Genomic DNA, 20899 nt, shown 5'->3' with positions numbered 1-20899 from the left:
CTCGAAGGTAACTCTACTCAGTGCTGCCTCGGACGACCACTCGCCGCATGCGCAGTTCTTGCGGGCGGCCGCCAACACTGACATCCGCTGCAACACGGTTCAAGCGCCACAGATGCGCGACGTCAACTTGGTTCGTCTGCCGCTGGCGACTCGACTGATGCTGCTCCGAACGAGGGACGGCTTCGGTGAGGACTTTCCTAAATCGGCCACGTCGATTTGGTCGATGCCGCTGCGGCATGAGCTGGCCAAGAGTCTCGCCGAGCACCCGTACGCTGCACAGCCAACAGAGTCGCTTTGGTCGGGCGCAACTACGCCGGGTTTCGGCTGTTTTCGCGCCGTACTCGAATTGTCGATGTACACGGACGAAAAAGTCGTATGTCTACATTAGACCATAGACGTACCAAAGGCCGTCGCCCTGCTGGCGACGCTTCCAATGACCTCCGGTACATCGTAACGTCGCTGTTCGCGGCGTCGAGGGTGCCGCTGGCAAGGATCTCGCGCATCTTGTGCCGCGCCGATACCGCCACTACCTGCAAGGTCTAGCTGCACTTCTTCGCAGACGATCACGCAGCCGATATGGGCCAGCTTGAGGAGTACCGCTCGCCCGACCATGGCCGCAGCGCTGCTGAGGGCCCGCGGACTATGGTGGGCGTCGCACGGCCAGAGAGAACCGTCCAGCAGATGTTGGTGATTCCTGCAATGGTCTATAGATTACATCGACTACATGCGCATACTGCGGCCGGTGGTCCCCTACGAGGGAGCGCTGTACTTCCATGTGCGATGATCCAACCTCCCAAACCTAAAGTATGCAGGTCGGATTCGAGTGTGACCAGTGCTACTTGCCGAGCATCGGGATTGCGAACCGGGGCCCTCGTGACTCGACCAGCTCGCCCCTCTCGTACTTTAGATTCCACAGCGACTCCGATTGGTCATGGTTACCACGAACCGGGGTATCTCCTGTTTTCCCCGATATACCAATCACATTGCGCGGGCTTCGAAAAAAGCTCACACGTGCAGTAGCATCGACTCTCAAACGGCCGCGACCTTGATGGCACGAACGGTTCTGGAGGCATCAGCGAAGGAGAAGCAGATTCTGAAAGGAAATCTTTGTGAAAAGATTGACGCGCTACGTGAAGCAGGGGGCAGGGTTAGCGGAGGCTGCCCATGCGATTCGTCTCCTCGGAAAACCAAGGCACACAGCGACATTGCCAACGAAGTGAAGGCGCAGGATGCTGAAGACGTGCTCTCGCTCATAGATCAGCTGCTGCACGAAATCTTTCAGAGCGTTGCAGTTATCGAACGCATCCGCTCACGCTCCGAAGCGAGCGCACGGAGCCAGTAGGAGCCTCCGTCGAAGCGAATATGAGACCCTCGGAAAGATATCGGAGGGAATCTGCTTCTTGAGCTTCCAACCGGAAAGCCGCACTCCCCAGTACTTAATTGGTAGGGCGTACGGGACTTGAACCCGTGACCGACGGATTATGAGTCCGCTGCTCTGACCGGCTGAGCTAACGCCCCGCGGCGCCCGAGGCGAGCGGGGCGGGCCGTCAGGAGGCGGCTCGGCCTGCCGGAGCGGACGCTGCGTCGGCGGCCGGATCGGCCACCGGCTCCCCACGATACAGGCTCTCGAAAGTGCTGATCGTGCGGTTGATGTCGTGGGCGGCGACGATGCGGAGCGAGCTGCGCTTGAGGGCCTCGAGGCGCTCGGGGTCGGCCGTCAGGACGTCGGTGAGGCCGTCGGCGAGGGCCTGCGCGCTGCCGGGCTCGAAGAGGTGGCCGTTCTCGCCCTCGTGGACGAGGTGCGGGAGGGCCATCGCGTCGGCGGCGACCACGGGCAGGGCGGAGGCCATCGCCTCCATGGTGGCGATGCTCTGCAGCTCGGCGATGGAGGGCATCGCGAAGACGGTCGCCCGGCTGTACGCCTGCTTCAGCTCGGCGTCGGAGACGTAGCCGGTGAAGTGGACGCGGTCGGCGATGCCGAGGGTGGTGGCGAGCTGCTGGAGGTTGCGCATCTGGTCGCCGCCGCCGACGATCTCGAGCTGCGCATCCAGCGACGGGTCGAGCAGAGAGACCGCGCGGAGCAGGACGTCGATGTGCTTCTCGCCGGTGACGCGCCCCACGAAGAGGATGCGGTTGGCGGTGCGCGGGGTGAAGTCGGGCGTGTAGTTGTCGGCGTCGATGCCGCAGGAGATGGCGTGCACACCCTGCAGGCCGGTGTACTTCTCGAGGAACTGCGCGGCCTTGCGGGTCGGCGTCGTGACGGCCTCCGCGCGGCCGAAGGTGCGGCGGGCGGCCCGCCAGGCCATCGCCACGGCCTTCGCCTGGGCGGCCTTGGGCAGGAGCGTGAACTCGAGCATGTTCTCGGGCATGAAGTGGTTGGTGCCGATGATGCGGATGCCGCGCTTGGCCGCCTCCTGGCCGAGGCCGCGGCCGACGATGACGTGGGACTGGAAGTGGACGACGTCGGGCTTCACCTCGTCGAGGATCCGCGCGCTGTTCTGGCGGATGCGCCACGGCATCGCGAAGCGCAGCCAGTCGTGCGGGGGCCACCGGAGGCTGAAGAGGCGGTGCACGATGATCCGCTGGCCCTCGTGGTCCTCGACGCGGGTGCCGCTCCAGCCGTCGGCGGACGGGGCGACGACGTGCACCTCGTGGCCGCGCGCCTGCAGGCCGGCGGCGAGGCGCTCGGCGAACTTGGCGGCTCCGTTGACGTCCGGCGCGAAGGTGTCGCAGCCGATCACGACGGTCAGCGGGCGGCGGGCGGCGTCCGCCGGAGCGGAGTCGCCGGTCGACGACTCGGGGCGTGACGCGTCGCGGGGATCTGACACGGAGTGGGTCCTAACGATGTCGTGTCGCTCGAGGGAGTGGAGCGATCGGCGTGGGTTCGGGCGGGTGCACGGCGTCTCGAAGCGGTCCCAGTGTAGGCGGGGAGGGCGCCGGAACCCGGGATTGCGGCGCCTCGCGTCGGGCGGCTCAGCGGGCCTGCGGGTGGTGCTTCGCGAGGAGGAAGACGCCCCAGATGGCGACCACTCCCGCCGCGATGAAGAGCGGGATCGCCCACGGCGCCGCGTACTGCGCCTCGCCGAGGACGATGATGCCGATCGCGACGGCGACCAGCGGGTCGACGACGGTCAGGCCGGCCACGACGAGGTCCGGCGGCCCGGAGGCGTAGGCGTTCTGCACGAAGTAGCCGCCGAGCGCGGTCGCCGCCAGGAGCGCCACGATGCAGACGACGGTCAGCGGGTCGAACTCGCCGAACTTGATCCGGTTGAGGACGACCTTCGCAAGGGTGGCGACGAAGCCGTAGACGACGCCGGCGCCGAGGATGTAGAAGATCGCGCGGGCCTTCTTGCGGAAGACGCGGAAGGCGATCACGAAGATCGTCATGACGACCGCGAGGATCACCAGGATCGTGATCAGCTGCGAGGTCCGGATCGACTCGTCGACCGCATTGAAGGCGGCGACCAGCACGAAGACCCCGACGCCGCCGACGCAGAGCATGATCGCGCGGATCGAGGACGCGTTGAGCCGCACCTTGCTCACCCGGGCGTTCACGATCGCCGTGATGACGAGCGCGACCGCACCGAGCGGCTGGACGACGATCAGCGGCGAGAAGCCGAGGCTCGTGAGCTGGAAGACGATCGCGAGCGCCAGCATCAGCGTGCCGATCACCCAGGACGGTCGCGAGAGCAGCGCGAAGAGCTGCCCGCCGCTCAGCCCGCTCGACCCGGAGCGCTTGGAGAACCGCTCGACCTTGACGACTCCGCGGTGCTGGAACTGCGCGCCGAGGGAGAGGAAGACCGCGCCGATCAGAGCGATCGGGATGCCGATGAACTTCGCCGGGTCGTTCAGAAGGTCGGCGAGGTCAGTGGGCATGGGCACGACCCTACCCACGATCGATCCGCGCATCCTCCGACGCACGGGGGACCTCGGCTAACCAGCGGATGACGATCAGGACGGCCGCCCGCAGGGCCCGCGATACCCTGATCCCCATGGCCGTCCTCCCCATCCGCATCGCCGGCGACCCCGTCCTGCACTCCCCCGCCGCCCCCGTCACCGAGTTCGACGACGCGCTCCGCACGCTCGTCGCGGACATGTTCGAGACGATGGACACGGCGCCCGGCGTCGGACTGGCCGGACCGCAGGTCGGCGTGCCGCTGCGGCTCTTCGTCTACGACTACGAGGCCGACGACGGCACTCCCCGCCGCGGTGTCGCGATCAACCCCGAGCTCTTCGTCACGCCGACGCCGCTGGGCGAGGCCGACGAGGACACCGAGTCCGAGGGCTGCCTGTCGTTCCCGGGCGAGCGCTTCCCGCTGCGGCGCTCGGAGCGCGCGATCCTGCGCGCGGTCGACCTCGACGGCGCGCCGTTCGAGATCGAGGCGGAGGGCTGGTTCGCCCGCGTCTTCCAGCACGAGTTCGACCACCTCGACGGCGTCCTCTACACGGACCGCCTCGAGCACGAGTACGCCAAGCCCGTCGCGAAGATCACCCGCAAGCGCGGCTGGGGCGTGCCCGGCGTCTCCTGGACCCCGGGCGTCGAGCACCTCGAGGACTGAGCGTCCGAGGCGCCCCGACTGCGCTCCGATTCCCGGCCGGCGGTCCCCGACCTAGGCCAGGTCGACGCCGTGCACGCCGTTGTGGTGGCGCACGGTCGGGAAGGACGCGGTGACGCTGCGTCCGACGCCGGGCGTGCGCTTCTCGACGACGTCGCCGCCGAAGAGGCCGGCCCGCTCACGCAGCTCCGAGAGCGCGGGGCTGTCGATCCGGTCGGTCAGCGCATGCAGGTCGGCGTCGACGGCGCTCGCGTCGGACTCCGCGCCGGCGTGGCGCTCGCGGTCGTCGTCGACCTCGACGCGGAGGCCGGTGGCGGTCCAGCGGGAGGTGATCCGCAGCTCGGTGCCGGTGCCGCCGGACTCCAGGGCCTCGTCGAAGGCGTACTCGAGGACGCGCATCACGGCGACGTCCGCGCCGTCCTGCAGCGGGAATGGCTCGCCGAAGGTCTCCTCCTGCACGACCAGGCCGCGCTCGCGGGCGCTCTCGATGAGGGCGTCCGTCCCGCCGGTCGCGGGGAGTTCGCGCGGATCGACCGCGGCGACCGTCGCGATGCGGCGCAGCTGGGCGAGCGACGCCTCCGCGGCGCTGACGGCCCGCCCGGCGGAGCGCGAGGCGGCGGCGGGATCGCGGTCGATGGTGAGGCGCACGCTCTCGGCCTCCTCGACCACCTTCGACGCGGCGCGGACGGCGAGCTGCTCGAGCTCGCCGACGATGCGCAGCCGCGCCTCCTGCTCCCGGACGGACAGCTCGAGGGCGACGGCGCGCGCCGTCTCCTCGGCCCGGCTGTCGAGCGCGCGGCGCTCGGCGGCGGCGGAGCGGCGCCACAGGACGATCGCCCCCGCCGCGACGATCAGGGCGAGGACGAGGACGACTTCGAGCACGACGGCCTCCGGGGCATCAGGGAACGGCGCGGGGGGACGCCGGAGAGCGATGGTACCCGGGAGCGGGCGCGAGAGCCGGAGGCGCGGCGGGGCTTGCGGTCGACTCACCCGACTCGAGTGAGCGCTCAGCCCTCGCGGCGGCTGCGCGCGACGGTGAACTTCGCGCTGCGCTCGATGATCTTGGTCGGCCCCACGGAGCGGCGCAGCTCGGCCGGGTGCGCGAGGTGCGAGTTGAAGACCGTCCACAGCTCGCCGCCGGGGCGGAGGATGCGGCCGGCGGCCGCGATCATCCGGCGCGCGACGAGGTCGGTCACCGCGCCGTCGGAGTGGAACGGCGGGTTGCAGAGCACCACGTCGACCGAGCCGTCGGCGAGCGTGGAGGCGTTGTCGTCGCGGAGCAGCCGGATGCGGTCGCCCAGGCCGTTCGCCTCGGCGGTCAGGCCGGCGGACTCGACGGCCGCGCGGGAGCTGTCGGTGGCGATCACGTCGAGGTCCGGGCGGGCGAGCGCGAGCGACGCGGCGAGCACTCCGGAGCCGCAGCCGAGGTCGACCGCGACTCCCCCGGGCAGCGCGGCCGGGTCGAGCGCGGCGAGCAGCGCCCGGGTGCCGAGGTCGAGCTTGGCGCCGGCGAAGACGCCGGGCAGTGCGACGACCTCGAGCCGGTGCTCGGCCAGACGGCGGCGCTCCGCACCGGCGGCGGGGGGCTGCTCCGCCTTCGCCTCGCTCGCGAGCAGCGCCCGCGACTTCTGCCGCGCGAGGCTGACGTCGATCCGGTCGTAGCGGCGGGCCAGCACCTCGTTCATGCCGAGCGACATGTGCTTGATCCGCCCGGCGCCGATGAGCTGCGCGGCGGGGTTCGCGAGCGCGACCTCGGCCGCGACGGCGGCCAGCGCGTCGAGCGAGCGCGGGAGGCGCAGCAGCACGATCTCGGCGCCCTCGACCGCCTGGGCGATCGAGTCGGCGATCGTGAAGAGCGCGAGCTCGATGCCGGCGGCGCGGACCGCCTCGGCGTTGGCCGCGAGGGCCCGCTCGGCGACGATCGAGTCCTGGGCGGAGGAGACCGCCACGCCGTCGGCGGCGAGGGCGAGCGTCAGCGCGCCGAAGGCGTCGCCGACGACGGCGACCCGGGAGTGCCCCGCGGCGAGGTCGAGGAGGAGGCGGTCGCTCGCGTCGACCGCGACGAGGTCGGGGGCCTCGACGTCGGGCCGGCGGCGGAGGAGGTCGAGGACGTCGTCGCGCATGGGGGCTCCGGTCGGGGTCGTGGCGGGGAGCACGGCGGACCGGTGAGCACGCAGGGAACGAGGCGCGGAGACCGGGCCCGGAGGACCGACTCGAGGGCACGAAAAAGGGCCCAGGAGTGGAGTCCCAGGCCCTTCGCTCCCCGACTTGGACTCGAACCAAGAACCTACCGGTTAACAGCCGATTGCTCTGCCAATTGAGCTATCGAGGATCATCCGCTCACCCGGAGGCAAGCAGCGCGTGACTACTTTAGCAAAGTCTGCGCGAACTCCAAATCCTGGATCAGTAGCCGAGCACCGGGTCGACGACGCCGAGCAGTTCGCGGCCCGCGGCGAAGGCGGCGACGTTGGCGCGGACCCGCTCGGCGAGCAGCGGCGTCGTCATCTCCGGGGTGTCCGCGGAGTGCGGGGTGATCAGGCAGCGCGGCTCGCTCCACAGCGGGTGCCCGTCTGGCAACGGCTCCGGGTCGGTGACGTCGAGAGCGGCTCCAGCGAGCCGTCCCTCCGCGAGGGCGGTCACGAGAGCGTCCGTGTCGACGAGACTCCCCCGGGCGACGTTGACCAGCACGGCCTCGGCCGGCAGCCGCCGCAGCAGCTCGGCGTCGACCAGCCGGGCCGTGCCGTCGGTCGCGGCGGCCGCGAGCACGAGCACGTCCGCGTCGGCGACCACGTCGGGCAGCTGCTCCGCGGGGACCGTGCGGTCGGCTCCGGGCAGGGCGGCGTCGGTCCGGCGCACCACGGTGACGTGGGCGTCGAAGACGCTGAGCAGCCGCAGCAGCTCCACGGCGATGCCGCCCGCGCCGACGACGACGACTCGCGCGCGGTGCAGCGTCCTGGCGCGCTTCGCCCCCCAGGAGTCGGCACGCGCGCGCTCGGGCAGCGAGCGCAGCAGCGCGAGGGTCAGCGCGAGAGCGTGCTCGGCGACCGGCTCGGCGTAGGCGCCCTTCGCGCTCGTCCAGCGCAGCCCTCGATGCGCGGTGCTGCGCAGCACGGGCGCGAACACGTCGACGCCCGCCCAGGGCAGCTGCACCCAGCGGAGGCCCGGGTGCTCCGCGAGGACCGCCGCGAGCTCGTCGGTGCGGCCGTAGGAGAGCCAGAGCAGCGCCTCCGCGTCCTCGACGCCGACGACGGTGCCGCCGCCGGCCTCGATCGCGTCGGTGAAGGTCTGCTTCGGCCGGGGCAGGACGGCGACGCGCGGCGCGCTCATCCGGCCTCCTCCGCGGGCGCCGTGCGCGCGGCGCGGGTGGCGTCGAAGCGCTCGAACTCGGCGAAGGCGGCGCCGAGCTCGCGGACGTACGGGTGCCGGGAGTCGTTCAGCACCTCGAGCAGCGGGCCGTAGGCGACCACCTCGCCCTCGACCAGCACGGCGATCCGGTCGGTGGCCCGGCTGAGGACGTCGATGTCGTGGCTCACGACGACCGCGGCGAAGCCCTCCTGCCGGCGCAGATCCGTCAGCAGGTCCACGATCGACTCGCGGACGGTCGCGTCGATGCCGGAGGTCGGCTCGTCCGCGATCAGCACCTTCGGGCCGAGGACGAGCGCGCGCGCGATCGCGACGCGCTGCCGCTGACCGCTGGAGAGCTCGTAGGGGAAGCGGTCGAGCAGGAACAGCGGCAGGTGCACGGAGTCGAGCAGCGTCGCCACCCGCACCGCGGCGCTCTTCGGGTCGTAGTGCCGGTCGCGGAGGAAGATCGGCTCGGCGATCAGCTCGGAGACGGTCAGCTCCGGGCGCAGCACCGCGCCGGCGTCCTGCGCGAGGTGCGCGACGTCGAAAGTGAAGCGCTTGACCTCGCGGGCGGGCATCCCGCGGAGTCGGTGGCCGGAGACGGTGGCCTCGCCGCCGATGATCACCGGCCGCGTCCGCGCCCCGGCACCGGCCGGGCCATCGAGACCCTCGCCGCCGAGGACGCGCGCCAGCGTCGACTTTCCGGAGCCGCTGCCGCCGAGGATCCCGAGCACCTCACCCGGCTCGACGCGCAGGCTGACCCCGCGCAGCGCGGTCCAGCGCCCGCTGATGCCGCGCGGCGGGTACTCGACGCTCAGGTCGTCGACGACGATGGGCGCCGAGGCGGCGGCGGCTCGGCTCACGCCTTCCGCTCCGCCTCGACGATGCTGCGCAGGAGCTCGCGGCGCTCGGCCTGCTCCCCCGGGTCCGGCACCGGCAGCGAGGCCAGCAGCCGCTGCGTGTACGGGTGCTTCGGCGCGGACAGCACCTCCTCGCCCGTGCCCTCTTCGACCAGCTCGCCGCGGTAGAGCACGGCGATCCGGTCGGCGAGCAGGTCGACGACGGCGAGGTCGTGACTGATGAAGAGCGAGGCGAAGCCGAACTCGCGCTGCAGCTCCGCGAACAGCTCGAGCACGCGCGCCTGCACCGAGACGTCGAGCGCCGAGGTCGGCTCGTCGGCGATCAGCAGCTTCGGCTCGAGGGCGAGCGAGCGCGCGAGGCTCGCGCGCTGGCGCTGGCCGCCGGAGAGCTCGTGCGGGTAGCGGTCGCCGTAGGAGCGCGGCAGCTGCACCGCCTCGAGCAGCTCGTCGACCCGCTTCCGGGCGGCACCGGCGTCGCGGGCTCGCCCGTGCACGATCAGCGGCTCGGCGACGCACTCGGCGATCGTCAGAAGCGGGTTGAAGCTCGACGCCGGGTCCTGGAAGACGAAGCCGATGTCGCCGCGGACGGGGCGGAAGGCGCGCTCGCGGATGCCGCGCATCTCCTTGCCGAGCACCCGCAGCGAGCCGCCGGTGACGGTGGTGAGTCCGGCGATCGCGCGGCCGATGGTCGTCTTGCCCGAGCCGCTCTCGCCGACCAGGCCGAGCACCTCGCCCGCGCGGATGCGGAAGGAGACGCCGTCGACGGCGACGAAGCCGGGGCGGCCGAGGCGGCCCGGGTACTGGATCCGCAGATCCTCGGCGAGGACGAGCGTCTCCGCCTCCGGGGCGCCGGCGCGCTCGATGGCGCGCTCCTTCGCCCGGGCGACGCCCTGGCCCACGTGCGGCACGGCGGCGAGGAGCTTGCGGGTGTATTCGGCTTTCGGTGCGGCGAACAGCTCGGCGACCGGCGCCTCCTCGACCAGCTCGCCCTGGTACATCACCGCGACGCGATCGGCCAGGTCGGCGACGACGCCCATGTTGTGGGTGATCAGGACGATCGAGGTGCCGAAGTCGTCGCGGCAGCGGCGGAGCAGGTCGAGGATCTCCGCCTGCACCGTCACGTCGAGGGCCGTGGTCGGCTCGTCGGCGACGATCAGCCCCGGGTCGAGCACGAGCGCCATCGCGATGACGACGCGCTGCTTCTGGCCTCCGGAGAACTGGTGCGGGTAGTAGTCGACCCGCTTCTCCGGCTCGGGGATGCCGACCGTGCGCAGGACGTCGATGGCGCGCTTCCGCGCGTCCTTGCGCGAGACGGAGGCGTGCGCGCGCAGCCCCTCCGCGATCTGCCAGCCGACGGTGAAGACCGGGTTGAGGGCGGTGCCGGGCTCCTGGAAGACCATCGCGACGTCGGTGCCGCGGAGCTCGCGCAGGCGCGACTTCGGCACCGAGACGACGTCGGTCGACGAGCTGCCGTCCTTCTTCGAGAGCAGGATGACGCCGGACGCCGTCGCCGTCTCGGGCAGCAGCCCGAGGATGGTCTTGGCGGTCACGGTCTTGCCGCTGCCGGACTCGCCGACGATGGCGAGCACCTCGCCGCGCTCGACGCGGAGGCTGACGCCGGCCACCGCGCGAACGGCGCCGCGATCGCTCGCGAAGGCGACCTCGAGGTCCTGGATGTCGACGATCGGGCGGGAGCCCGCGTCGGCGGGACGGCTGTCGGCGGGACGCTGGACGCTCATCGGGTCTTCTCCACTCCGGCGACGGGATCATGTCCCGGCGTCTCCAGGCCGTCCGCGGGGAGCGCACCGCCCGGGACGACGGACGTCGCGGCGACGTCGCCGGAACCGGCGGCCACCGCGCGCCGGCCGCGCAGGCGCGGGTCGGCGAGGTCGTTGAGGCTCTCGCCGACCAGCGTGATGCCGAGCACGACGAGGACGATGGCCAGGCCCGGGAAGACCGAGGTCCACCAGATGCCGCTGGTCACGTCGGACAGCGCCTTGTTGAGGTCGTAGCCCCACTCGGCGGCCGAGGTCGGCTCGATGCCGAAGCCGAGGAAGCCCAGGCCCGCGAGGGTGAGGATCGCCTCGGACGAGTTCAGCGTGAAGATCAGCGGCAGGGTGCGCGTGGCGTTGCGCAGCACGTGCTTGAACATGATCCGCGGGGTCGACGCTCCGATGACCTTCGCCGACTCGACGAAGGCGTCGCCCTTGATCCGGACCGTCTCGGCGCGGATCACCCGGAAGTACTGCGGGATGTAGACGACCGTGATCGAGACCGCGGCGGCGAAGATGCCCGACCAGAGGTTCGACTGCCCGCCGGAGATCACGATCGACATCACGATCGCGAGCAGCAGGGTCGGGAAGGCGTAGATCGCGTCGCAGATCACGACGAGCACGCGGTCGAGCCAGCCGCCGAGGTAGCCCGAGACGAGACCGAGGAAGACGCCGAGGAAGATCGACAGCACGACGGCGACCACGATGACGAGGAACGCCGTCTGGGCGCCCCAGATCACGCGCGAGAGCACGTCGTAGCCGCCGACGGTGGTGCCGAGCAGGTGCTCGGCACTCGGCGGCTGCTGCGCGCCGAACGACTCGGTGCCGGTGCGCAGCTGTGAGTAGCCGTAGGGGGCGATCAGCGGGGCGAGGGCCGCGACGAGGAGGAACGCGCCGGTGATCACGAGACCGGTGACGAGCATCCCGCGCTGCAGGCCCACGCTCTGCCGGAGCTGGTGGACGACCGGCAGCCGGTCGACGAGGCGGCGGCGCGGGCGCGCCGGAGTGGTGGTGCTCATGGGTCAGTACCTCACTCGCGGGTCGATGAGCGCCGCGATGACGTCGACGATGAAGTTGGTCAGCGCCACGATCACGGCCAGCAGGGCGACGATGCCCTGCACGGCGACGAAGTCGCGCGCCTGGAGGTACTCGGCCAGCTGGAAGCCGAGGCCCTTCCACTCGAAGGTCGTCTCGGTGAGCACCGCGCCGCCCAGCAGCAGGGCGATCTGCAGGCCGATGACGGTGATGATCGGGATGAGCGCCGGACGGTAGGCGTGTGTGCGGACCAGGCGGAACTCGCTCACTCCGCGCGAGCGGGCGGCGTCGACGTAGTCGGTGCCGAGGGTGCCGATCACGTTCGTGCGCACGAGGCGGAGGAAGATGCCGGCGGTGAGCAGGCCGAGCGCGATCGCCGGGAGCACCGCGTGCGAGAGCACGTCGGCGACGGCGGCGGGGTCGCCGGTCTGGATCGCGTCGATCAGGTAGATGCCGGTCTTGTTCTCGAGGAACTGCAGCGAGAGCTCGGTGTTCGTGGTCGCGCGACCGGCGACCGGGAACCACTTGAGCCAGACCGAGAAGACGAGCTTGAGCAGCAGCCCCGCGAAGAAGACGGGGGTCGCGTAGCAGAGGATCGCGAAGATGCGCAGGACCGCGTCGGGCGTGCGGTCGCGGTGGTAGGCGGCGAGCATTCCGAGCGGGATGCCGACGAGGAACGCCACGATCAGAGCGTAGAAGGCGAGCTCGACGGTCGCGGCGCCGTAGGTGACCAGCACCTCGGTGACCGGGCGGTTGTCGCTCAGGGTGGTGCCGAAGTCGCCGCGCAGCAGGTTGCCGAGGTACTCGAGGTACTGCACGATCAGCGGGCGGTCGTAGCCGGCCGCGGCGACGCGCTCGGCCAGCTGGTCGGCGGTGAGCCGACCGCCCAGCGCCGCGGTGATCGGGTCGCCCGTCGAGCGCATGAGCAGGAACACCATCGTCACGAGGATGAAGACGGTCGGGATGATGAGCAGGAAGCGGACGAGCAGATAGCGCCCGAGTCCTCCTCCGGAGCCGCGCGGTCGCCGGGTGGGCGCCGTCGCCGCAGCCGTCGTGGCTGTCGTCACGTGATGCCTTTCGTGGAGAACGGCCGGCGCCTCCCGGGTGGGGAGGCGCCGGCCGGAGGGGTGGATCAGCCCTTGCTGAGCGCCGCGTAGCGGAACTTGAACGAGGCGTCGAGGGTGTCCTCGGCTCCGCTCACGGTGCTGCCGACGATCGCGACCTGCGAGCCCTGGAGGTAGGGCAGGGTCGACAGCTGCGCCGCGACCTTGTCCTGGATCTCCTCGATCAGCGCGGTGCGCGCATCGGCGTCGGTGGTGGAGACCTGCTCGGCGATCAGGCTCTGCACGTCGGCGTCGTCGAAGTGGTTCGCGAGGAAGTTCTCCTTGATGAAGAACGGCGACAGGTAGTTGTCGGCGTCGGAGTAGTCCGGGAACCAGCCGAGCTGGTACGCCGGGTAGACGTCGCTCGAGCGGTCCTTGGAGTACTGGACCCACTCGGTCGTCTGCAGGTTCACGGTGAACAGGCCGGTGGACTCGAGCTGGTCCTTGATCAGCGCGTACTCGTCGCCCGAGGACGGACCGTAGTGGTCGTTCGAGTACTGCAGGTTCAGGGTGACCGGGGTGGTGACGCCCGCGGCCTGGAGCGTGGCGGCCGCCTTGTCGGCGTCGACACCGCCCTGGCCGTCGCCGTAGAGGCCCTTGAGGGACTCGGTCGCGCCGGTGAGGCCCTGGGGGACGTAGGAGTACAGCGGGGTGTAGGTGCCCTTGTAGACCTGGTCGGCGATCTCCTGGCGGTCGATCAGATCGGCCGCGGCCTGGCGGACGGCGAGAGCCTTGGCCGCGTCGGCCTCGGCGGTCGTCGCGCCGAACGGCTGCGTGTCGAAGTTGAAGACGATGTAGCGGATCTCGCCGCCGGGACCGTCGACGACCTTGACCGCGTCGTTCCCGCGGAGGTCCTCGACGTCGGTCGCGGAGAGGCTCCGGTACGCGACGTCGATGTTGCCCTCCTGGATGTCCAGCTTGAGGTTCGAGCTGTCCGCGTAGTACTTGACGTTGACGGTGCCGGTCTTCGCCGCGCCGAGCACGCCCTGGTAGTCGTCGTACGCCTTGTACTGTATGAGGTTGTTCACGTCGTAGTTGGCGATCGTGTACTGCCCGGCGAAGGCGTCGCCCGAGACGATGTCCGCGTCGGCGGTCAGCTCGTCGGCCGAGAAGACCTCCTCGTCCACGATCGGGCCCGCGGGGCTCGAGAGGATCTGCGGGAAGGTCTGGTCGTTCTCCGACTTCAGCGTGAAGACGACGGTGGTGTCGTCCGGCGCCGCGACGCTGTCGAGGTTCGCGAGGAGCGACGACGGGCCGTTCTCGGCCGCGATCGCGACCTGGCGGTCGAAGGAGAACTTGACGTCCGAGGAGGTCAGGTCGTGGCCGTTGGCCCACTTCAGGCCGTCCTTGAGCGTGACCGTGTACTCGGTCGGCGCCGTGAACTCGGCCGACTCGGCGATGTCGGGCTCGACGTCCGGGCTGCCGTAGGGGGTGTTCATCAGGAACGGGAACACCTGGTTCATCACGGCGAAGGAGCCGTTGTCGTACGAACCGGCGGGGTCGAGCGTGGTGATCTTGTCGGTGGTGCCGATGGTGAGCGTGCCGCCGGCCGCGCCGCCGGTCGAGTCCCCGCCGCCGGCGGAGCAGCCCGCCAGCACGAGCGCGACCGCGGCGAAGCCTGCTGCCGTGCCGAGTGCCCGCGAACCGCGAGTGAATCCGGATGTCATCTCCGTCTGCCTCTTCCTGTCAGAAATCGGATGCGGACCTCGGCGTGGAACGCGGTCCCGCGGCGCAGAGTCCGTCGCGCACGGGGTCCGTGCGGAGCGGTGTCGATCCGGCGCACTGTCCTTCAGGCGCGCGGTGTTCTCTGGGCGCACGGGGGCCACGACGCTGAGCGCCCGCATTGCTGTTCCTCAGTGGTAACACATGCGGAAGCGCTCTCCGAACCGGCGCGGGCCGTCGAGCGCTTTCTTCACACGACTGCAACACGTCCCTCATCGAGGGCACGGGGCACCCGCGGCGCCCTCATTCGGTGCGCAGGGCCCGCTTCTCGCGCTCCAGCTCGACCAGGCGGACCTGCACGGCGCGGGAGAGCACGGGGTCGGTCGAGGCGCGCTGCAGGGCGCCGCGCAGCTCGGCGATCTCGCGCAGGAGGTCGCGCTCGATCAGCGAGATCGCGACGTCCTTCGAGTAGCGGGCGAGGCCGGCCTCGTCGGCGGCCGGGATGGGCGCCACGGCGAGCTGGTGCACGAGCGAGGCGAACGGCCCGGGCACGTCGGCCGCCACGTGCTCGACCCAGTCGCGGTCCTGCGCGCGCTCGAGGTTGGCGACCACGGCGTCGCGGACGACGCGGAGGGTCTCGTTCGTGACGGCGGCGTGCGCGGCCCGGGCGAGCAGCGACTCCCCCATCACCTGCGGCAGCTGGAGCATGGCCATCAGCGCCTCGCGCTCGATCCGCGTGACGACGTCGACGGGGAGGTCGGCGATCCGGGCGCCGGCGGGCGCCTCGGGGGCGTCCTCCTGCGGGCGCTCGTCCCGGCCGCCCGGGGCGTTGCGCGCGCGCGAGCCGGCGGAGCGGACGGCGGAGTTGACCTCGGACATGTCCAGGCCGAGCATCCGGGCCAGCTCGCGGGAGTAGCCGGGGCGCAGCGCCGGGTCGCGGATCTCGGCGACGACGGGCGCGGCGGCGCGCAGGGCGGCGATCCGGCCCTCGACCGTGTCGAGGTCGTAGCGAGCCAGCAGCTGCCGGATGACGAACTCGAACATCGGCTTCTTGTCGTCGATGAGCCGGCGGACGGCGTCGTCGCCGCGGTTGAGGCGCAGGTCGCACGGGTCGAGGCCCTCGGGCGCGACGGCGACGAAGGTCTGCGCGGCGAAGCGGTGCTCCTCCTGGAAGGCGCGCATCGCCGCCTTCTGGCCGGCGGCGTCCGGGTCGAAGGTGAAGACGACCTCGCCGACCCCGCTGTCGTCGCCGAGCACGCGGCGCAGGACCTTGATGTGGTCGACGCCGAAGGAGGTGCCGCAGGTGGCGACCGCAGTCGTGACGCCGGCGAGGTGGCAGGCCATCACATCGGTGTAGCCCTCGACGACGACCACCCGGTGGCCGCGGGAGATGTCGCGCTTGGCCAGGTCGAGCCCGTAGAGGACCTGCGACTTGTGGTAGACGGGCGACTCGGGGGTGTTCAGGTACTTCGGACCCTTGTCCTCCTCGAGCAGGCGGCGGGCGCCGAAGCCGACGGTCTGGCCGGTGACGTCGCGGATCGGCCAGACGAGGCGGCCGCGGAAGCGGTCGTAGACGCCGCCGCGGTTGCTGCTGCTGACGAGGCCCGCCGTGGTGAGCTCCTCCTCGGAGAAGCCGCGGCGCTTGAGTGCGGTGGTCAGGCCGTCCCAGCCGTCGGGGGCGAAGCCGACGCCGAAGCGGTCGGCGGCGGCGCGGTCGAAGCCGCGCTCGCCGAGGAAGCGGCGGCCGACGTCGGCGCCGGGGGTCGCGAGCTGCTCGCGGAAGAACTCCTCGGCGGCGTTGTTCGCGGCGATGAGCCGGGCGCGTCCGCCGGTCTCGGGGGCCTGGCCGCCGCCCTCCTCGTACTGCAGCGGGAAGCCGATGCGGCCGGCGAGCCGCTCGACCGTCTCGCTGAACGAGGTGTGGTCCATCTTCATGACGAAGCTGTAGACGTCGCCCGACTCCTGGCAGCCGAAGCAGTGGTAGAAGCCGGCCTGGGGGCGCACGTGGAAGCTCGGGCTGCGCTCGTCGTGGAACGGGCAGAGCCCCTTCAGCGAGCCGACGCCCGCCGACTTCAGGGTGACGTACTCGCCGACCACGTCCGCGATGTTGACCCTGGCCTTGACCTCCTCGACATCCGTCTGTCGAATCCGAGGCATGCCTCCCATCGTATCCGCCGCCACCCGCCCCCCGGCCGAGTGCGCCGTTTCCGCCCCTCCCCTGCCGGCCGAGCAGCCGCGGAACCAGCAGGAAGGAGCGCCGACCGGCGCACCCGCCTCCTGCGCACATGCTGGTCGAGTAGCCGCGGAACCAGCAAGGAGGAGCGCCGAACGGCGCACCCGCCTCCCGCGCACATGCTGGTCGAGTAGCCGCGGAACGCGGCGTATCGAGACCCACCGTCATCAGCAGAGCGGGTCTGCAGACTCGTCCTGCTGACGCTGGTGGATCTCGATACGCCCGCTGCGCGGCCTACTCGATCAGCATGGGCTTCCCACCGAACCGGACTCGTCGGTCTCGATACGGCCGCTCCGCGCCCTACTCGACCAGCATGGATGCCGGAAAGCTCAGCCGACCGGCGGGCACGGCGCAGGGTGCAGCCGAACGCGTGATTCGCGTGCCAGCGAATCGCGCTGGGCGTCCGCGCTCCGCTCTGCGGAACGCACCACCCCGAGGAGCCGACTGCGCGGACGCCGGGCGGGGACCGGCGTCCGAGCGAGCCGGGCTGCGCCCGGCGAGCTCAGTGGCACAGCCTCTCGAACCAGCTCAGGGCGCTCTGGTCGGTGAGGTTGGCGACCTGGTCGACGACGACCCTGCGGCGGGCGTCGTCGGTGCCGGCGGCGTTCCAGTCCTCGGCGAAGCCGGCGTCGAGGGCGCCGGCGCCGCGCTCGAGGAGGGTGTCGGCGAGGCGGGTGAGGACCTCGCGCTGCTGGGCGTAGATCGGCTGACGGGTGTTCCGCGACATCACGAAGGTGGCGACGATGCCCTTGAGGACGGCGATCTCGGCCTGCTGCTCGCGGGGCACGACGACGTGGCCGCCGAAGCGGACGAGGTCGGGGTGGGAGTAGGCCTCGCGGGTGGCCTCGGTGGCGGAGGCGGCGAAGCGGCCGATGAGCTGGCTGGTGAGGTTCTTCAGCCGGGCCTGGTCTCGGCGGGAGCCGTCCCAGGAGTCGACCCAGACGTCGAGGGAGTCGAGGCGGTCGAAGGCGGCGACGAGCTCGTCGTGGCCGATCTCGCCGCCGACCCAGGAGTGCATCGACTCGACGAGGTCGTCGTGGTCCACGCGGGAGCCGAGCGCGGCGACGTCGATGTAGCCGGAGAAGACGGCGTCCTCGAAGTCGTGCACCGAGTAGGCGATGTCGTCGGAGAGGTCCATCACCTCGGCCTCGATGCAGCGGACGCCCTCGGGGGCGCCCTCGCGCATCCAGGTGAAGGCCGGCTCGTCGTCGGCGTAGAAGCCGTACTTGGCGCGGCCGGACGGGTCGGCGACGGAGCGGGTGTCGGGCCACGGGTACTTGCAGCTGGCGTCGAGGCTCGAGCGGGTGAGGTTCAGGCCGTACGGGCGGTCGTCCTCGCCGAACACCTTCGCCTCGAGCCGCGTCAGCAGCCGGAAGGTCTGTGCGTTGCCCTCGAAGCCGCCGATCGACTCGGCCCAGGTGTTGAGGGCGCGCTCGCCGTTGTGCCCGAACGGCGGGTGGCCGATGTCGTGCGCGAGGCAGGCGGTGTCGACGACGTCGGGGTCGAGGTCGAGGCTCGTCGCGAGCTCGCGGCCGATCTGGGCGACCTCGAGCGAGTGCGTCAGTCGGTTGCGGGCGAAGTCGACGCCGGCGGTCGGGCTGAGCACCTGCGTCTTCGCCGCGAGGCGGCGGAGCGAGCTGGAGTGGAAGAGCCGGGCGCGATCGCGGGCGAAGTCGGAGCGGCGGGTGCTGTGGTCCTCCGGCAGGAACCGCTCGACGTCGACGAGCGAGTACCCCCAGAGCGCGCGGTCATCCACCGCTGTGGTGGATCTCGGCGGCCGCGACGGCGTCGCGCTGGTCGGCGTTCAGCTCGCGGGACTCGAGCCAGCGGTCGGGCAGCGACGGCGTCTTCGGCGAGCCGGCGCGGCCGCGTTGGCCCTCGGCCGCCTCGCCCGGGTAGGGCACGTCCGGGTCGAGGGTGGCGAGCAGCTCGTCGAGCTCGGCGAGGGTGACCACGGAGGCCATCTTCGCGCGCAGGTCGCCGCCGACGGGGTAGCCCTTGAAGTACCAGGCGACGTGCTTGCGGATGTCGCGGCAGCCGCGCTCCTCGCTCTCGAAGAACTCGCAGATCAGCTGGGCGTGCCGGCGGAAGGCCGTGGCGACCTGGCCGAGGGTCGGTGTGAAGCGCTCGTCCGAGCCCGCGAAGGCAGCGGCGAGGTCGCCGAAGAGCCAGGGGCGGCCGAGGCAGCCGCGCCCGACGACGACGCCGTCGCAGCCGGTCTCGCTCATCATCCGCAGCGCGTCCTCGGCCGACCAGATGTCGCCGTTGCCGAGCACCGGGACGCTCGAGATCGCCTGCTTGAGGGTCGTGATCGCCGACCAGTCGGCCTGGCCGCTGTAGAACTCGGAGGCGGTGCGGGCGTGCAGCGCGATCGACGCGACTCCCGCGCCCTCCGCGGCCCGGCCGGCCTCGAGGTAGGTGAGGTGGTCGGAGTCGATGCCCTTGCGCATCTTGACCGTCAGCGGGACGTCGCCCGCGGCCCGCACCGCGCCCTCGACGATCTGACGGAACAGCGGGAGCTTCCACGGCAGGGCCGCTCCCCCGCCCTTGCGGGTGACCTTGGCGACGGGGCAGCCGAAGTTGAGGTCGATGTGGTCGGCGCGGTCCTCGGCGACGAGCATGGTGACGGCCTCGGCGACCGTCTTCGGGTCGACCCCGTAGAGCTGGATCGAGCGGACCTTCTCGCTGGGGTGGTGGCGGATGAGGCGCATCGACTCCGGGGTGCGCTCGACGAGCGCGCGGGAGGTGATCATCTCGCTGACGTAGAGCCCGTTGCCGAACTCGCGGCAGAGCCGGCGGAACGCGGTGTTGGTGATCCCGGCCATGGGCGCGAGGACGACGGGGGCGTCGAGTTCGAGGGGGCCGATCCGGAGCGCCGGCGCGGTGCGCGCGGGCGGTGCGGCCATGAGAGTGGAGGACATCGGTATCGATTCTCCCAGATCCTGTGTTGGGGAAGGCGAACGAGCGGAGAGGTGGGGACGGATGGACGGGAACGGCACTGTGGAGGACGGCACTGTGGAGGACGGAGCTACGGAGGTCGGCACCGCGGAGGACCGCACTGTGGAGGACGGCCCGGCGCGGTTCGAGGCGGATGCGCGCGAGCGCGGACTCGACGTCGAGATCGTCGACCGCCCGGAGGCCGGCAGCCTGGCCGAGGCGGCCGAGCTGCTGGGCATCGAGCCCGGCTCGATCGTGAAATCACTGGTGGTCAAGCGCCACGACGGCGGCTTCGTCTTCGCGCTGGTGCCCGGCGGCCGGCAGATCTCCTGGCCGCTGCTGCGCGCGGTGGTCGGCGTGAACAAGCTCCGGCTGCCCGACGAGTCGGTGGCCCTGGAGGCGACGGGCTACCGCCGCGGCACGATCACGCCGATCGGCTCGACCACCGCCTGGCCCGTCGTCGCGGACGAGCGGGTCGTCGGCCGCCGGATCGCCCTGGGCGCCGGCACGAGCGGCCGGAGCGCCTTCGTCGACGCGGACGCGCTGATCGCCGCCTACGGCGCGACGGTCGCCGACATCACGATCGAGGAGCCTGCTCGCTGACAGCGGGAGCCGCGGACGCCGGGACCTCGCAGACCCCGTCCTCGCAGACGGGCACGTCAGTCGCGCCGAGCATCTCGAACGGCCCGCTCGGCACTGGCTCGCTCACGCGACGACCGCCCGCTGCGACAGCACGTGCTCGAGCACCTCGGTGAACGCGGTGGGCTCCTGCGCGCCGGAGACCCCGAAGCGGCCGTCGAGCACGAAGAACGGCACCCCGTTGATCCCGTACTCCCGGGCCTGCGCGATGTCGGACTGCACGTCGGCGAGGTGCCGCTGCTCGTCCAGCGCGCGTAGAGCCTCGTCGGCGTCGAGCCCGACCTCGGCGGAGAGGGCGGCCAGGACGTCGGAGTCCGCGAGGTCGCGCCCCTCGACGAAGTAGGCGCGGAGCAGTCGCTCCTTCAGCTCGAGCTGCAGCCCGTTCGCCTTCGCGTGGTGCAGCGCCTGGTGCGCCCGGACGGTCTTGACGTGCACGACCGACTCGAAGTGGTAGTCGAGGTCGACCCCCGCCGCGATCGCGGTGACGGAGTCGAGCATCTGCTGTGCCTGCTCCAGCGGGACGCCCTTGTGCTGGGCGAGGAACTCGGCCGTACCGCCGCGGTAGTCCTCCGGCGTCTCCGGCGACAGCTCGAAGCTGCGGTACTCGACCGCGACCTCCGGCGCGTCGGGGTGCGCGGCACGGAACGCCGCCAGCCCGCGCTCGAACTTGCGCTTGCCGATGTAGCACCAGGGGCACGCGATGTCGGACCAGATGTCGACGGTGATGGGGGTCTGCGCTTCGCTCACTCCGAGGACA

General features: G+C 71.3%; 17 protein-coding genes and 2 tRNA genes. 3 read left to right on the top strand and 16 right to left on the bottom strand.

Going from position 1 to position 20899, the window contains the following annotated elements:
• The first annotated feature begins 931 nt into the window (after window positions 1-931).
• On the top strand, window positions 932-1342 hold the full coding sequence (locus MT350_RS05420) for a DUF4145 domain-containing protein (protein WP_243615507.1): 411 nt from the start codon (window positions 932-934) through the stop codon (window positions 1340-1342).
• A 99-nt stretch (window positions 1343-1441) separates the two neighbouring features.
• Here MT350_RS05420 and MT350_RS05415 read toward each other — a convergent pair.
• The 3 genes from MT350_RS05415 to MT350_RS05405 all read right to left on the bottom strand — a co-directional run bounded on the left by MT350_RS05415 (window position 1442) and on the right by MT350_RS05405 (window position 3876).
• Window positions 1442-1518: transfer RNA gene (locus MT350_RS05415), tRNA-Ile, on the bottom strand.
• Between the two features lie 29 nt (window positions 1519-1547).
• Window positions 1548-2828 carry a glycosyltransferase gene (locus MT350_RS05410; protein ID WP_374206629.1) on the bottom strand — a complete coding sequence of 427 codons (1281 nt, stop codon included), beginning with the start codon at window positions 2826-2828 and terminating at the stop codon, window positions 1548-1550.
• A 145-nt stretch (window positions 2829-2973) separates the two neighbouring features.
• On the bottom strand, window positions 2974-3876 hold the full coding sequence (locus MT350_RS05405; RefSeq protein WP_123445647.1) for a DMT family transporter: 903 nt from the start codon (window positions 3874-3876) through the stop codon (window positions 2974-2976).
• A gap of 116 nt (window positions 3877-3992) precedes the next feature.
• Between MT350_RS05405 and def the strand changes: the two genes are divergently transcribed.
• The gene (gene def / locus MT350_RS05400) at window positions 3993-4559 is read left to right on the top strand and encodes a peptide deformylase (RefSeq protein ID WP_243615506.1); all 567 of its coding nucleotides are present in this window, start codon (window positions 3993-3995) and stop codon (window positions 4557-4559) included.
• Window positions 4560-4610: 51 nt separating this feature from the next.
• Here the strand turns inward: def and MT350_RS05395 are convergent, their stop codons facing one another.
• From MT350_RS05395 to dusB, 12 genes are all read right to left on the bottom strand, one after another.
• Complete coding sequence (locus MT350_RS05395) at window positions 4611-5438, bottom strand: hypothetical protein (RefSeq protein ID WP_243586603.1); 828 nt, start codon at window positions 5436-5438, stop codon at window positions 4611-4613.
• Window positions 5439-5563: 125 nt separating this feature from the next.
• Entirely contained in the window at window positions 5564-6679 is a 1116-nt protein-coding gene (locus tag MT350_RS05390; RefSeq protein WP_243599062.1) for a class I SAM-dependent methyltransferase, read from the bottom strand.
• A gap of 136 nt (window positions 6680-6815) precedes the next feature.
• Window positions 6816-6888 (bottom strand) — tRNA-Asn (locus MT350_RS05385).
• A 71-nt stretch (window positions 6889-6959) separates the two neighbouring features.
• Window positions 6960-7883: a D-isomer specific 2-hydroxyacid dehydrogenase family protein gene (locus MT350_RS05380; protein ID WP_243599061.1), complete on the bottom strand. Its 924-nt coding sequence runs from the start codon at window positions 7881-7883 to the stop codon at window positions 6960-6962.
• The gene (locus MT350_RS05375; RefSeq protein WP_243599060.1) at window positions 7880-8764 is read right to left on the bottom strand and encodes an ATP-binding cassette domain-containing protein; all 885 of its coding nucleotides are present in this window, start codon (window positions 8762-8764) and stop codon (window positions 7880-7882) included. Before MT350_RS05375 ends, MT350_RS05380 begins: the two co-directional genes overlap by 4 nt.
• Window positions 8761-10500 carry an ABC transporter ATP-binding protein gene (locus tag MT350_RS05370; protein ID WP_123735468.1) on the bottom strand — a complete coding sequence of 580 codons (1740 nt, stop codon included), beginning with the start codon at window positions 10498-10500 and terminating at the stop codon, window positions 8761-8763. The genes MT350_RS05375 and MT350_RS05370 overlap by 4 nt, the downstream gene beginning before the upstream one ends.
• The gene (locus MT350_RS05365) at window positions 10497-11552 is read right to left on the bottom strand and encodes an ABC transporter permease (protein ID WP_123732121.1); all 1056 of its coding nucleotides are present in this window, start codon (window positions 11550-11552) and stop codon (window positions 10497-10499) included. The genes MT350_RS05370 and MT350_RS05365 overlap by 4 nt, the downstream gene beginning before the upstream one ends.
• A gap of 3 nt (window positions 11553-11555) precedes the next feature.
• Window positions 11556-12635 carry an ABC transporter permease gene (locus tag MT350_RS05360; RefSeq protein ID WP_123735467.1) on the bottom strand — a complete coding sequence of 360 codons (1080 nt, stop codon included), beginning with the start codon at window positions 12633-12635 and terminating at the stop codon, window positions 11556-11558.
• Window positions 12636-12700: 65 nt separating this feature from the next.
• Window positions 12701-14338 carry an ABC transporter substrate-binding protein gene (locus MT350_RS05355; protein WP_127886292.1) on the bottom strand — a complete coding sequence of 546 codons (1638 nt, stop codon included), beginning with the start codon at window positions 14336-14338 and terminating at the stop codon, window positions 12701-12703.
• 298 nt (window positions 14339-14636) lie between these two features.
• Entirely contained in the window at window positions 14637-16490 is a 1854-nt protein-coding gene (gene dnaG, locus MT350_RS05350; protein ID WP_123445638.1) for a DNA primase, read from the bottom strand.
• A gap of 578 nt (window positions 16491-17068) precedes the next feature.
• Window positions 17069-18322 (bottom strand): deoxyguanosinetriphosphate triphosphohydrolase, encoded by a 1254-nt coding sequence (locus tag MT350_RS05345; RefSeq protein WP_243599059.1) that lies wholly within the window; start codon window positions 18320-18322, stop codon window positions 17069-17071.
• The gene (gene dusB, locus MT350_RS05340) at window positions 18315-19487 is read right to left on the bottom strand and encodes a tRNA dihydrouridine synthase DusB (protein ID WP_243599058.1); all 1173 of its coding nucleotides are present in this window, start codon (window positions 19485-19487) and stop codon (window positions 18315-18317) included. Before dusB ends, MT350_RS05345 begins: the two co-directional genes overlap by 8 nt.
• A 94-nt stretch (window positions 19488-19581) precedes the next feature.
• Between dusB and MT350_RS05335 the strand changes: the two genes are divergently transcribed.
• Window positions 19582-20106 (top strand): aminoacyl-tRNA deacylase, encoded by a 525-nt coding sequence (locus MT350_RS05335; protein ID WP_374206628.1) that lies wholly within the window; start codon window positions 19582-19584, stop codon window positions 20104-20106.
• A 102-nt stretch (window positions 20107-20208) separates the two neighbouring features.
• Here MT350_RS05335 and MT350_RS05330 read toward each other — a convergent pair whose 3' ends face one another.
• Window positions 20209-20889 (bottom strand): DsbA family protein, encoded by a 681-nt coding sequence (locus tag MT350_RS05330; RefSeq protein ID WP_123735461.1) that lies wholly within the window; start codon window positions 20887-20889, stop codon window positions 20209-20211.
• Window positions 20890-20899 lie beyond the last annotated feature (10 nt).

It is taken from the genome of Rathayibacter sp. VKM Ac-2928, assembly GCF_022815545.1.
Classification (GTDB): domain Bacteria; phylum Actinomycetota; class Actinomycetes; order Actinomycetales; family Microbacteriaceae; genus Rathayibacter; species Rathayibacter festucae.
Note: the sequence above shows the minus strand (reverse complement) of the source record. Positions and strands in the feature narration are given on the sequence as shown.

Bases quoted from the DNA above. Each gene is read 5' to 3' on its own strand.
- MT350_RS05355 (WP_127886292.1), bottom strand. From the start codon at position 14,338: ATGACATCCGGATTCACTCGCGGTTCGCGGGCACTCGGCACGGCAGCA.
- MT350_RS05420 (WP_243615507.1), top strand. From the start codon at position 932: ATGGTTACCACGAACCGGGGTATCTCCTGTTTTCCCCGATATACCAAT.
- MT350_RS05390 (WP_243599062.1), bottom strand. From the start codon at position 6,679: ATGCGCGACGACGTCCTCGACCTCCTCCGCCGCCGGCCCGACGTCGAG.
- MT350_RS05405 (WP_123445647.1), bottom strand. From the start codon at position 3,876: ATGCCCACTGACCTCGCCGACCTTCTGAACGACCCGGCGAAGTTCATC.
- MT350_RS05365 (WP_123732121.1), bottom strand. From the start codon at position 11,552: ATGAGCACCACCACTCCGGCGCGCCCGCGCCGCCGCCTCGTCGACCGG.
- dusB (WP_243599058.1), bottom strand. From the start codon at position 19,487: ATGTCCTCCACTCTCATGGCCGCACCGCCCGCGCGCACCGCGCCGGCG.
- MT350_RS05380 (WP_243599061.1), bottom strand. From the start codon at position 7,883: ATGAGCGCGCCGCGCGTCGCCGTCCTGCCCCGGCCGAAGCAGACCTTC.
- dnaG (WP_123445638.1), bottom strand. From the start codon at position 16,490: ATGCCTCGGATTCGACAGACGGATGTCGAGGAGGTCAAGGCCAGGGTC.
- MT350_RS05370 (WP_123735468.1), bottom strand. From the start codon at position 10,500: ATGAGCGTCCAGCGTCCCGCCGACAGCCGTCCCGCCGACGCGGGCTCC.
- def (WP_243615506.1), top strand. From the start codon at position 3,993: ATGGCCGTCCTCCCCATCCGCATCGCCGGCGACCCCGTCCTGCACTCC.